The 12,505-nt window shown below is 60.1% G+C and carries 9 protein-coding genes and 3 pseudogenes; 10 read left to right on the top strand and 2 right to left on the bottom strand.

What is annotated here, in order from left to right; genetic code table 11:
* Together FQ746_RS21465 and FQ746_RS21470 are read left to right on the top strand one after the other, a co-directional pair.
* Nucleotides 1-4,399, top strand: a pseudogene (locus FQ746_RS21465) (hemagglutinin repeat-containing protein); the annotation flags it as partial.
* A 1,301-nt stretch (nucleotides 4,400-5,700) separates the two neighbouring features.
* Nucleotides 5,701-5,892 (top strand): hypothetical protein, encoded by a 192-nt coding sequence (locus tag FQ746_RS21470; protein ID WP_144111667.1) that lies wholly within the window; start codon nucleotides 5,701-5,703, stop codon nucleotides 5,890-5,892.
* 30 nt (nucleotides 5,893-5,922) lie between these two features.
* On the opposite strand, the pseudogene FQ746_RS21475 reads toward FQ746_RS21470, so the two are convergent.
* Both FQ746_RS21475 and FQ746_RS21480 read right to left on the bottom strand, forming a co-directional pair.
* Nucleotides 5,923-7,252 (bottom strand): annotated as a pseudogene (locus FQ746_RS21475) (IS4 family transposase).
* Between the two features lie 125 nt (nucleotides 7,253-7,377).
* Entirely contained in the window at nucleotides 7,378-7,629 is a 252-nt protein-coding gene (locus tag FQ746_RS21480; RefSeq protein ID WP_144111668.1) for a type I toxin-antitoxin system SymE family toxin, read from the bottom strand.
* A gap of 17 nt (nucleotides 7,630-7,646) precedes the next feature.
* Between FQ746_RS21480 and FQ746_RS21485 the strand changes: the two genes are divergently transcribed.
* The 8 genes and pseudogenes from FQ746_RS21485 to FQ746_RS35615 all read left to right on the top strand — a co-directional run.
* Nucleotides 7,647-9,185: a colicin E3/pyocin S6 family cytotoxin gene (locus tag FQ746_RS21485; protein WP_144111669.1), complete on the top strand. Its 1,539-nt coding sequence runs from the start codon at nucleotides 7,647-7,649 to the stop codon at nucleotides 9,183-9,185.
* Between the two features lie 4 nt (nucleotides 9,186-9,189).
* Nucleotides 9,190-9,510, top strand: coding sequence for a hypothetical protein (locus tag FQ746_RS21490; protein WP_144111670.1), 321 nt, complete (start codon nucleotides 9,190-9,192; stop codon nucleotides 9,508-9,510).
* A gap of 48 nt (nucleotides 9,511-9,558) precedes the next feature.
* Nucleotides 9,559-9,768 (top strand): hypothetical protein, encoded by a 210-nt coding sequence (locus FQ746_RS21495; RefSeq protein WP_144111671.1) that lies wholly within the window; start codon nucleotides 9,559-9,561, stop codon nucleotides 9,766-9,768.
* Nucleotides 9,769-9,782: 14 nt separating this feature from the next.
* Nucleotides 9,783-10,016 (top strand): polymorphic toxin type 22 domain-containing protein, encoded by a 234-nt coding sequence (locus tag FQ746_RS35610; protein ID WP_409932416.1) that lies wholly within the window; start codon nucleotides 9,783-9,785, stop codon nucleotides 10,014-10,016.
* A gap of 347 nt (nucleotides 10,017-10,363) precedes the next feature.
* On the top strand, nucleotides 10,364-10,870 hold the full coding sequence (locus FQ746_RS21505; protein ID WP_144111673.1) for a hypothetical protein: 507 nt from the start codon (nucleotides 10,364-10,366) through the stop codon (nucleotides 10,868-10,870).
* Between the two features lie 186 nt (nucleotides 10,871-11,056).
* The gene (locus FQ746_RS21510; RefSeq protein WP_144111674.1) at nucleotides 11,057-11,509 is read left to right on the top strand and encodes a hypothetical protein; all 453 of its coding nucleotides are present in this window, start codon (nucleotides 11,057-11,059) and stop codon (nucleotides 11,507-11,509) included.
* Nucleotides 11,510-11,596: 87 nt separating this feature from the next.
* Entirely contained in the window at nucleotides 11,597-11,995 is a 399-nt protein-coding gene (locus FQ746_RS21515; protein ID WP_144111675.1) for a hypothetical protein, read from the top strand.
* A gap of 367 nt (nucleotides 11,996-12,362) precedes the next feature.
* A pseudogene (locus FQ746_RS35615) lies at nucleotides 12,363-12,497 on the top strand (polymorphic toxin type 50 domain-containing protein); the annotation flags it as partial.
* Nucleotides 12,498-12,505 lie beyond the last annotated feature (8 nt).

Genomic DNA, 12,505 nt, shown 5'->3' on the forward strand with positions numbered 1-12,505 from the left:
GAGCGGGGTCGACGTCGTGAACACGGTGGGCGGCGACATCAATTCTTCGGCGACTACCGTCAATGCCGCGGGCACACTGATCAACGCTGGCCGGATCGAAGGCGACACCGTCACGACGAACAGCGTGAGCCTTGCCAATACGGGCACGGTCATCGGCAACGACGTAACCGTGAATGCAGCCAACGTGCAGAACACAGGCGCTGCTGCGGTGATCGCAGGCGCAAACAGCGTCCACCTCTACGCGCAGGACTCCGTCACCAACGCCGACGGCGCGCTGATCTACAGCGCCGGGAATCTGGAAATCGCAAAGGACGGCACGCGCGACGCGTCGTGCCTGCTGGCTCACCAGACCGGCACGCTCACAAACCGCGCCGCAACCATCGAGGCAGAGGGCGATATCGACATCGCGGCCCACGGGGTCAGCAATGTCCGCACTGGCATCCTCACCGGCGCAGGCGCACCGCAAACCACCACCACCACACTCACCACCTGGACCGCGGGCATCCCGATTGGCGACGCGCTCGGCAGCCACTTCAGCCTCACCTTCCCGCAATGGACCTGGAAACAGGATCAGGCGCCGTACAAGGAAGAGATCGTGGACGATCTGCGGGCACCCGTCACCGTGACGGTCCCGAAGGCCCAGGTGACGAACCTGGATACGACCGCGAACACGCTGACGCTAACCCAGGGCATCACGGAGCAGTTCTACGACAGCACCCACACGACGATGACGTGTGACGCCAACGGCCTGAACTGCAATCCCTTACCGGTCCTGCAGACGCGTCAGATCGGCACGAACCCGGTGCAGTGGTACACGGACCTGACCGATAACGGCGACACCTACACGATCACCCTGTGGCCGGACTTCGATCCGGCGAAGAATATCCGCCCTGATGAGCTGATCGTGAACCACAGCCTCGGCGATGATTCCCACGATTACAGCGAGGTCTCACGCACGCTCACGACGACGGCTTCGACCGACCGGCTCGTGGATGCGGGCCATGCAGCGACGATCCAGGCGCAGGGGGCGATCCGTATCAATGCGGATGGCGGCAGCATCGGCAACGAATCGTCGACGATCGCGGCCGGTGGCGATCTGGTGCGGCGCGCCGAAGGCGGAAGCGTCACCGATTCAGGGACGGTGCTGCAGCAGACCCTTACCCGGGAATCTGCGTCGACGTTCTACTGGCACCAGAAGACCGGCGGTGACAGCGATACGCAGACGGTGCCGGACGGCATCACGCAATCGCGAACGACCGTGGATGCCCTCCCCGCGATCGCGAGCTCGAACCAGACCGTGCAGACCGACGCCCGGACGATCACGATCGGTTCGGTGGACCGTCAGGGGCAGACGGTAGCGGGTTCGGGGGTGACGGGTGGTAGTGGTGACGGGATGCAGGCCGGCACGCAGGCAGGGACCCTCAGCGGCGCGCCAGACCGGGCGCAGACGACCGGCATCGCGAACCTGACCCTCCCCACGAACGGGCTCTACACCTACAGCACTGCGCCCGAGGCGTCATACCTGGTCGTCACCGATCCGCGTTTCACGCAGTATTCGGGCTTTATCAGCAGCGATTACATGCTGGGTCAGCTGGGCATCGATCCGCAGAAGACGATCAAACGGCTGGGCGACGGCGTCTATGAGCAGATGCTGATCCGCAACCAGGTGACACAGCTGACCGGGCGCACCTTCCTCGACGGCTATTCCGACAGTCTGTCCGAATACACCGCGCTGATGAACAGCGGTGTCGCGTATGCGCAGGAGTTTGGGCTCGCGCCTGGCATCGCGTTAAGCGCGTCGCAGATGGCGCAGCTGACAACCGGCATGGTGTGGCTCGTCTCGCAGGATGTGACGCTGCCGGACGGCTCGCACCAGACGGTGCTGGTGCCGCAGGTGTATCTCGCGAAGCCGGACACGGTCGACCTCACGCACAGCGGCGCGCTGGTAGCGGGGAACGCGGTGAACCTGAAGGCGACGGGTGACGTGAACAGCAGCGGTCATGTCGTGAGCAGTCTGGCGACGACTGTCGTGGGGAACACTGTCGTGAACAGCGGAGTGATCGGCAGTGCGGGCACGACTGTCGTGGCGGCGGTTGAGGATGTGCGTAACCTGAGTGGCCGCATCGGTGGCGGTGATGTCATCATGCAGGCCGGTCGTGATGTGGTCAACGGGACGTTGACGTACGGCGTGTCGAAGGCGTTCGGATCGGAAACTGTCACGGGCAGCATTACGGGCAGCATTACGGGCACCGGCATCGATGCGGTCGGGACGATCTCGGCGACGGGAAGCGCAACGATCCTCGCGGGTCGTGATGTCACCTTGACGGGCGCGACGATCCGGGCAGGCGGCGATGCAGTCATCGCAGCAGGGCGAGATATCAATGCCGGTACGGCAACGCTGGCCTCGACGCAGGACGTGCAGACGCGCAATGGAATGAACGGCAGTCACACGGCGATCACGCAGAATCTGGGTGGCGCGATCACGGCAGGTGGCGATCTGGCCACGCTGTCGGGGCGCGATACGACGCTCACGGGTGCGACCGTCACCGCTGGCGGCAATGCCGCGATGGTCGCGAGCGGTAACCTGACGGTCACAGCGACGAAGGATACGCAGTCACACAACGAGCAGTCTCTGGGCGGCGAACTGTCGCATCACAGCAGTTCCAGCTACGACGAATCGGTGCGGGGGTCCACTATCAGTGCGGGCGGGAACATGACGCTCGCCGCGGGACAGGGTGGCAGCGGCACGCTGACGATCACCGGTTCGTCGGTTTCGGCAGGCGCGGGCGGCGTGGCACTCGTTTCAACGGGCGATATCACGCTCGGCAGCGTGAGCGAAGCGCACGATTCGCAGAGCTGGTCGCAGACCCGACATACGGGCTTCCTGTCGACGGAAACGACGACCGGGACGAGCAGTTCGCATCAGGTGCTTGCAAATGGTTCGACGGTGTCAGGCGATACGGTCACCGGTGTGGCGGGGCATGACATGACGGTCAGCGGATCGACGGTCGCCGCGACGCACGACGTGACGCTGGCGGCTGCTAACAACCTCGTCATCGACACGACGCAGGACACCAGCGACACCGGCCGCTTCCACCAGACCATAAAAACCGGCCTCGGCAGTGCTGGCGGGGTGGGCGTGTTGTACGGCACGGTCGACACGAAGGATACGGCACACGACCGGACGGTGAGCAACACGGGCAGTCTTATTGGCAGCACGGACGGCAGCGTGAGTCTGACCGCCGGCGCGGACCTCCATGTGACAGGCAGCCATCTGATCGCCGCACAGAACGTCACAGGGACCGGTGCGAATGTGACGATCGACGCCGCCACCGACACCGCCCATCACGACGAGACGCACGAAGTGAGCCGGAACGGCTTCACGCTGGCGGTCAGGGCGCCGGTGCTCGATGCGGTCTCGAATGCGGTCGACCAGACGCATGCGGCGAGCCACAGTCAGGATGACCGTGCAGCGGCGCTGCACGGCATGGCGGCCGCGAGCGGTGTGTATGACGCCTACGGTGCAGCCGGGCCCGCATTGAACGACCTCACCAGCGGCAACAGGCCCGAAGGCAAGCTCGAACTGAGCTACGGCAGCAGCCACAGCCGCGACACGTTCACCGAAGACTCGACGACGAATCGCGGGTCGGGCGTGAGCGCAGGAGGCACCGCTGCGTTCGTGGCGACCGGAAACGATACGGCGGCTAGCGGCAACGTCACGATTGCGGGCGCTAATGTGCATGCCACCGATGTCATTCTCGCCGCGAAGAATCAGGTCAACCTCATCCACACCACCGATACTGACTCGACCCGCAGCACCAGTGAGTTCGGCAGCGCGAGTGTCGGCGTGTCGTATGGCACGCAGGGTTTCGGTGTGTCGGCGTCGATGGCGAAAGCGCACGGCAACGCCAGCAGTGATGCGGCGATGCAGAACAGCACGCAGGTGACGGCGACGAACACGGCGACGATCGTCTCGGGCGGCGATACGAACATCATCGGCGCGACTGTGAATGCCCGTCAGGTAACAGCCGATATCGGCGGTAACCTCAACATCGCGAGCGTGCAGGACACGATGTCGGGCGCCGCGCATCACGAGAGCACGGGCGGCGGATTTGCGATCAGTCAGGGTGGCGGCAGTGCGAGCTTCAGTCACACAAATGCCAATGCAACCGGCAGCTATGCAGCAGTCACCGGGCAGGCCGGCATCCAGGCGGGTGACGGTGGCTTCGATATCAGCGTGAAAGGCAATACCGACCTCACAGGGGCAACCATTGCCAGTATGGCCACCGCGGACAAGAACAGCCTGACGACCGGCACGCTGACCTACTCCAATATCGCGAACAGTTCGAACTACGATACGAAAAGCAACGCGATCTCGGCCGGGGCTTCAATGGGCTTGCCGGACAAGGTGGTGGGACCGGCCTCGGTGCCGAACTCGGGCGGTATCACGCGTGCCCTAAGCCAGCACGACAGTGGCAGTGACAGCGCGACAACACGCAGCGGCGTCAGCGGCGGCGCGATCAATATTACTGACGCAGACCATCAGACGCAGGACGTGGCGAGCCTGAAGCGCGACACCGCGGACACGAATGGAATGGTCACGAAAGCGCCGGACCTGAACAACCTGCTGGACAGGCAGGCCGACATGATGGGTGCGGCGAGCGCAGCCGTTCAGGCAGTGGCGACGCAGATCGGCAACTATGCGGACCGGCGTCTGCAGGAGGCGCGGGATGCGGGAGATCAGGCGGGCATTGCGGCGTGGAAGGACGGCGGCCCGAATCGGGCGATGATGCAGGGAGCGGGTGCGGCGCTGGTGACAGGGCTCGGTGGTGGTAATGCGGTTGCGGGTGCAACCGGAGCGGGTATCGCTTCAATCGCCGCGGGTAAGCTGAACGAACTGAGCAGAGCAATTGCCGGCTCGAACCCGACCGGCAACGCCGATATGAACAAGGCGCTGGGCAACATCGTTGCGAACGCGATTGCGACGGGTGCGGGTGTGGCAGTGGGCGGCGATGCGGGCGCGTTCTCGGGATCGAGCGTCGATCTCTACAACAGATCCGCTCATGATGGATCTGTGCCAAAGGATCTGGTGTTGCAGGCGTGCGGTGCTGGCGCACAGTGCAGTGAGGCGGTATTGCAGGCCGCGTTTCAGGCGCAGAGTGGGAATGCGGATGCGGCTTTGGCGAACATGCAGACAGCGGCGGCGTATGGAGCGCCAGCTGCCGCGCTGGCATTGATCGGGCCGGAAGCGCTGGCTGCTGCTGCACTGGCTGGTGGATTTGATTATGAAGGAGATGCTGTCAGTTACGCGATGGGCCTGTCGAAGGACAAGCCGGACTTCACGAAGTCATACACCACGGGCATGATAAATGGCGCCCTCTATCCATTTGCCATTGCAGACACTGTGATTATCGGCATGGGAGCGGCCGGAAAGATTGCGGCCAATGGCTACAATGCCGTCGTGGCAGGAACTGGCGCGTTTGGTTCGGCAGCGGTTACTCACCAAGCCAGTCCGGATGACTCTGGCGGATTTGCTGCTGGTTCTGCTGCTGCGGGTGGGATGACGAAGCTTCTGTTTCCCGGCACTTTGGGTAACTTACTCAATAATGTGATTCAAGGTTTGAGTGGGCCATTCCAGAACGCTATTACCCAACATAAATGACACGGTCTAAAGATGCGCAAGCCAAGCTTCGCGCGCTCATGAAACGAGCCTTAATAGCCTACTCTGGTGCGGTAGGGATTGTAGGTTTTGCGCTTGCTATTTCGGTTGGGCATGGTGCAGGCCTGAAACCTCTTCTGATACTGATGCCGCTGTTCGCTATTCTGTTTGGGGGCGTCACGTATCAACTCGTCAAGGAGTTGCGTGAGCTAAAGAAGAACAAAGACGAATAACAACAAACCCGGCGCTGGCCGCAATGCCGTTCAGTTAAGGTCTCTTTTTAGGACCCGGACGGTGTAACGAAAACGGTCGCGATTTGACAGCCCGAGCGCAACTGCGCCCGGGCCGTTATTCATTGAGAAGCTTTGTGAGCCGCTCGCGCAGGCGCTTAAGCAGCGCGGGCAGTTTGCCGTAAGAGCGCGTTACGGCGGCCCACGTCATTTCGTACTGAACGGTGTGGAATGCGCGGATGAAGCTCAACTCATTGGGGGCACGGCCGGCCGCCAAGGCGGCTTTGGTCATCTCCAGGCGTATCAGCTTGTAGGCGATCAGTGCGCCCCAGAATTCTTGGTAGACGCCTTACACGGTCTGGCTGCGAAGGGTCAGCTCCATACCCAGCATCGACTGATTGAACTCGTGGTAGCTGGTCTCGATCTGCCAGCGGCGCTCGTAGCACGCCACAATGTCGGCAGCCTTGAAGCGTCTTCGATCAGTCAGCGACGTCAGCAGCGTGCGTTGCCGCCCACTTCCATCCACGGCGAGCACGGCGCGCGCCTGCCAGGATTCGGGCAAATCCGGGCACTTTGCGCGGGCCTGCGGTGAGACGCGCATACGTACGATCTGGTCACCGTGCCCCCCGCTCACGACCTCGCAGCGCAAATTGGATTTGGCTGGAATGATGTAATGCCGGTTCTGGCCGTGCCAGACCAGATTGCACAGCAGTTGGGCCGACATGAACCCGCGGTCGAAGACGGTGATGGAATTGGCCGGCACACGGGCAATGAGCTCGCGCGCCGAGACCATTTCGTTGATGTCGTAAGGCCCGAACACTGCATCGCGCACCAGATGCGTGGCAAGCGCGGTGAGGGTCACCGCACGCAGTTGCGCATAGCTGCCGATGCGGCCATTAACGGCGGCAGAGGAGCCGAAATGCTTGCGATTGGCAGCACTGTCGGCGGTGCGCAGCGTGGTGCCATCCATCGCGAACAGCGAGAATCCCTTGAAGAGATAGTGGTCCTGATCCTGCGCGATCCAGTTTCTGGCTGATTCTTGAAACAGCCACGCCAGTGGCGCCGCGCCCACGCGCTGCCGTGCCTGGGTGATGGCGCTTTTACTGACAAACGATGCGTCGGCCACAGGTAATGCAAGGTCCAGTTCATCGACGACCTCGCTGATCGATTGGTGCCGGTACAGCGCGAGCGCAATCACAAGCCAGACGACCTGCTGCGCGGGAAGCCGGCGACGACGAACGCTGGCAGTCCCACTCGCCTGCACCGCAGACTCGATCCATACGTACGGCAGATGCTCACCCAGCCGTCCCCATTCGAGCGGCGGCTGTGAGTCAACAAGGAGGCGCAGATCATCAACCAGCATGGCGATGCAAGTTAACACCGCCACGACCGGTTTACAACTACTTTGCGCAACCAATAAAAAATGCCGTTCAGTTGCTTGACTGAACGGCATTACGGCGCTGGCCGGGTTTGTTGTTTGTGAGTTGTTCAGTTGCGTTTGCGGCGTCTTTGCAGCATGGCTTCGACCTCGGGCCCGGTCATGTATCTGCCGGCGACCCTGTAGTCATAGTCCGGGGTAATGGTGATGCGGCCGCTCCGGTGATCGACGCTGAACATGACTTGCTCGCCGGGCAGGAAACCTGCGCGTTCGAGCAGATCATCGGCGATCTGCATCCAGGGAATACGAATTGCCGTCTCCCTTCGGGAGCCGTCAAACCAGGCGGGACGAAGTTGCCTCATGATGCGATGTGCTTGACATGGACGGAATGCGTCCTCTGGCAGACTCGCGCCTTCTGACCAAAACCCGCGTCGGGGCAAAAATCTGTCGTGAAGAACTGCATCCGGGAAATTGCTGCGCTCAAAGCCGCGTCGCGTCTGACGTTGCCGGATCGACAACGGCGGGCGGGTTGGGTGTGCGTATTCACGGCAATACGGAGGACCTTTTGGGCGCCGTAATCGCGGGCGATGCCGATCCGTTAAAGAACCATCTGTCGACAGGCACCCTGAGCTTCAGCGATATCCAGAACCAGTCCAGCTACGACGCGCATTCCGGCGGCTTCAGCGCAGGCGCATCGACCGATGACGGCGGCGCGAACTACAGCACCCATGGCAACACGTCGGGCAGGAACACTGGCGGCGGTTCGCCGATGCCCAGTCAGGACAATCACGGGAGCGATGGCGCCATCACACATAGCGGTATCAGCGCAGGCACGATCAGCGTCACCGATCCGGCGATTCAATTACAGGACATTGCAAGTCTGAACCGTGACACGTCGAACACGAACGGCACGATCGCAAGACTGCCCCACGTGAACCGCCTGCTCGATCAACAGGCCGACAGGATGTCAGCTTCAGGCGCTGCAGGTGAAGCAGTCTCCCGACGCATTGGCGACTACGCCGACGAGCAGACAAGAGCAACGGGCAATCCGGAGTGGGATGAGGGTGGGACGAACAGAACAGCGCTGCATATTGCGGGCGGTGCATTGATCGCCGGTCTGGGTGGCGGCAGCATCGGAAGCGCGGCACAAGGCGCGGCGGGTGCGGGTATCGCAGCGTGGGCGGCGGGCGATCTGAACCGTCTGGCCAACGCCACACGGAACTCACTGGGCGGTGGCGATGCGGCGCTCGCAGTAGGTAACGTGCTGTCCAATGTCGTGGCTGGTGCAGGCGGGTTCCTGATCGGCGGCCCGACGGGCGCGTTCACAGCGAGCAATACGGATCTCTACAATCGAAGCACAGGTAACGGGGACGGCCAGGGCAGCACGTCGAATTCGGCGCTTGGCTGGATTGGCGATCAACTCGCGAGCGCGGGACGTGGCGCGGAGAACCTGGCGAACCAGTTCGCGGCGTTGGTGAATGTGAACGGCCCGCAGGGGCCGTATGTTGATCCAGGCGATCTGAATGGGCCAAGTGGCAACTCGAAGCCACCGGCGGCCGGTGGTTTGGCAGCGCTTGTTCCGGTATGTGCCGTGCCGCCGTTGTGTGCTGCCGTGCCGGTTGTAACGCCGGGAACGTCATGGTACGTGCCGAGTAATGCTATCTTCAATAGCGAGAATAGCGACGGGGGTGATGCTCGTCAGGCTAATCCGTCAAAAGCTGACAGTCCCGTTTGGCACGGTCTTGACAGTGCTGGAAACGGTGTGAAGACAGACGGAAAGCTGTTTTATGAATGGGACTACACGCATAACGACATTGAGGTTTACAACAAACATGGTGTGCATTTGGGTTCAATGGACCCAGTGTCGGGTGATATGTACAAAGATGCCGTTCCTGGTCGAAAACTGAATAGCCGTTAAAGCCATGGAAAAACACAATGTATTGCAAGACCTTATTGAAGGTCAGATCACAGATGAGCAGGCCGAAGACATTCTCAGTGAAATCCTGACAGATATGAGCAGGATTGTTCCTGTGCATGAGGCTTTAGGTATGTCTCGACAAGAGTGGACTGCATATGCACATGGTGTTGAGTTCCAGGAAATCGCAAATTGGCGTGCTCATGGATGGCCAAATCAGTGCTTCGTCTGCGGACAGCCGATTGTTGTGAAAGATTTCGGTTGGTTAGCACGCAAGCATGAAGGCCGAATGCAATTGAAGCACGTTGTTTGCCCTGAAGCGGGCTAATTCACCACAACGCATACTGCTGAAACAGACAACCCGGCCGCGGCAGTCATGCCGTTCGCGATCAGTCAGGGTGGCGGCAGCGCGAGCTTCAGTCACAGGAATGCCAATGCAACCGGCAGCTATGCAGGCGTGTACGAACAGGCTGGCATCCAGGCAGGTGACGGTGGCTTTGATATCACGCCTGCCCTTAGCCGGCACGACAGTGGCAGCGACAGCACGACAACACGCAACGGCGTGAGCGCTGCCGCGACTCATTGAACCCGGGTCTTTCAGTGACGTTCGGGAGTATTCTTGGTGGCGGTGGTGCAGACGGGACGAGCTCATACTTGGCAGGTGGAGGCGCTAATGCGTCTACCTTCGTACCTGTCCCTGGCTTCCCGGCCATTGGCGCCGGTGGTGGCGTTAGTCATGCATATGGTGGCCAGACTTCCATAGAGTATGGTCTTAGTTTCCCGCCGGGTACGGCAGTGAACCCTGTTAGTTACGGGTTCGAGATGAAAAAATAGAAGGGAAAATTATGGCTGGACCATCGTTTAAGCCAGGTGAATACCAGAAGCTGAGCAGAGGTCAAAAGATGATCTATTGGATTGCTATCGCTCTTGGATTTGCCCTAATTGCTGGTATCTGGATTTATAAACTTGGTTTAATCCATTGAAACAGCAAACCCGGCCGCGGCCGGGTTTGCTGTTTATGGGTGTTGCTCAGTTGCGTGTGCTGCGTCGTTGCAGCATGGCCTCGGCTCAGGTTCGGTCATGTACCTGCAGAATCGGGCGGTGTGCGGGTGGCGGTCGGGGATCAGCCCAACGATGGAACGAGCTAGACGCCGTACGGCGTGAACCAGGCTGGACAGCAGGTGTGGGCGCAGAGCCTTGGTGCGGGCGATCCCAATTTGCAGGCGTACATTGTGAATGGTGCACAGGGCAGCGGCCTGACGTATCAGGCCACGACTACGGGCTCGAATCCGGGGCTGTTCCGGTTGCCGGACACTGTGAACTTCCAGGTGGATTACTTCGTGGGGAGTATGTGGGGGACGTTTACGCGCGATGGGAATTCGTTCTTTGGATATGGTGTGAATCTTGGCATTCCAAATTCCGTAGGCGCTGGAGTTAATGTTTCCGCTGGCTATCTGAACACAACATCAGTCAGCCCTGGGCAGACGAATAATTTCGCCGGAGGATATGCCGGTGGTGGCTCTGCTCTATACGGTGGTTTGGGCGGCGGCATTATGGTGTCGCCTGGAAATGGAACTGCGACTGTCATCGGTTTCGGAGCGGGTACAAACGTAGGCAAGACCGATAACCCTGCATCAGTGGGCTGGGGCTTCTCTAACGATCAAGGTAAGACTGGAATCAGGTGGTAGCACTATGGGACCTTCGATTACATCAACGCCAAAATCTCGGACGCAAAAAATCGTTTGGTGGAGCGTCTTCACGACGATGATGAGCTTCATCGCGTACGTGGTGATAAAGAGCATGTTCTTTAGCTGAATCAACAGACCCGGCCTTGCGCCGGGTCTGTTGTTTATGGGGTGGTTCAGTCTGGGGTAATGACGAGCCTGCCGTGCTCGACCTGGAAGCAGCAAGGGATCACCATCGATCAGGCGATTGGCGCCTTGACTGCGCAAGCCGACCGGCAGGTGCAGAACGGGTCGGCGGGCGCCTGGGACCAGAATGCCCAAGCGTTTCTGGGTCAGGCGCATGGGATGCTTTCGGGTGATGGCAACAGCGGACCGGGCTATATGTACTACGCGACACCCGATCAGAAGGCGAACCCGGACATGTACGCGAAGTACTACCCGAGCGGCGTAGGACTGAACCGGCCGGCAGCAGGTAATGTCGCGAACTCGGTCAATCGCGACGCAGCGTATCGTGATGCCTATACGAAAGGGACGATTGGCGCCGCAGCACTCGCGGGCGGTATCGCTGTCGCTGGACCGGTTGCAGCGTTGCCGGGCGCACCGATCCTCAGCGCGGGTGGGGCATTGGGTTCAGAAGCGTGAACATCGCCGACGGGCACCGGCGCGATTAGCGCAGGCATCAATGCGGCTTCGCAGTATTACCAGAACGGAACGGTCAACCCCATTGACGTGGCCATTGCTGCGATATCGGGCGGCGTTGGTGTATCCGGCGCGCTGGGATGGAACGTGTTTGTAAATGGCGTGAGTGGTGCGACAGGCACGGCGATCAATAACGTCGTATACGCTAAGAGCGACAGCATCCTGTTTGGCGGCGCAGTAAGCAGTGCTGGCGCAGCCTTTGGTTATGGTGTTAGCAATGGCATGGCTACAGGGATCAACTCCATCCTGCGGCCAACGATCAATAGTTCGGGTTGGGCGGATGTCGGGAAATGGGCTGGGCCGTCGGGATCGAACCTCCTTATACCGAACAATCTATCGACTATCGGCTCTTCAGTTGGTGGAGGCTTCGGGTCGGAGTTCAGTAATGCTGAAATCAACAGCGTCAAAAATCATATGGGCAAGAAATGATTCGGTTGCTGCTTCTCTTTGTTTATGCCTTCGCTATCTCGCTGCTTGGTGTGGCGACCATAAAGGTCGCGATTATTTACATGGCGAAGTTGTTTTATGGTGGCAGCCACCTATGGAGTTGGCATGATGCTGAAGATGTGTTCGTTAAGGGTTCTTTACTAGGTTCAGTCTTTTGTGTGTTTGCAGTCGTGCAATATCTCAGAATAGGAAATCGGCCGTAACAGTGGTTTGGCTGATCCTGTTGCGGTGTGTGTGTGCCGCCAGTGTGTGCGGTTGCGATGGTGCCGACGCAGGGAACGCAGGGCGGTGTACCAAGTAATGCTATCTTTAATAGAGACAAAAATGACTCAACTATGAAGAAGCAAAACAAAATAAGCATCAACCGGGACATAACAACTTTACGCCCAGAAAAAGCCAAGCGACGTATCCAAATCCTCAGCAGCTAGCGAACGATCATCTCGGTACAGGCCAGCCAGCAAACAGCGTTACGCCGGGCGCGGCCGAACACAA

It is taken from the genome of Paraburkholderia sp. BCC1886, from assembly GCF_900996245.1.
Classification (GTDB): domain Bacteria; phylum Pseudomonadota; class Gammaproteobacteria; order Burkholderiales; family Burkholderiaceae; genus Paraburkholderia.

Bases quoted from the DNA above. Each gene is read 5' to 3' on its own strand.
- FQ746_RS21470 (WP_144111667.1), top strand. From the start codon at position 5,701: ATGAAACGAGCCTTAATAGCCTACTCTGGTGCGGTAGGGATTGTAGGT.
- FQ746_RS21480 (WP_144111668.1), bottom strand. From the start codon at position 7,629: ATGAGGCAACTTCGTCCCGCCTGGTTTGACGGCTCCCGAAGGGAGACG.
- FQ746_RS21485 (WP_144111669.1), top strand. From the start codon at position 7,647: ATGGACGGAATGCGTCCTCTGGCAGACTCGCGCCTTCTGACCAAAACC.
- FQ746_RS21490 (WP_144111670.1), top strand. From the start codon at position 9,190: ATGGAAAAACACAATGTATTGCAAGACCTTATTGAAGGTCAGATCACA.
- FQ746_RS21495 (WP_144111671.1), top strand. From the start codon at position 9,559: ATGCCGTTCGCGATCAGTCAGGGTGGCGGCAGCGCGAGCTTCAGTCAC.
- FQ746_RS21510 (WP_144111674.1), top strand. From the start codon at position 11,057: ATGACGAGCCTGCCGTGCTCGACCTGGAAGCAGCAAGGGATCACCATC.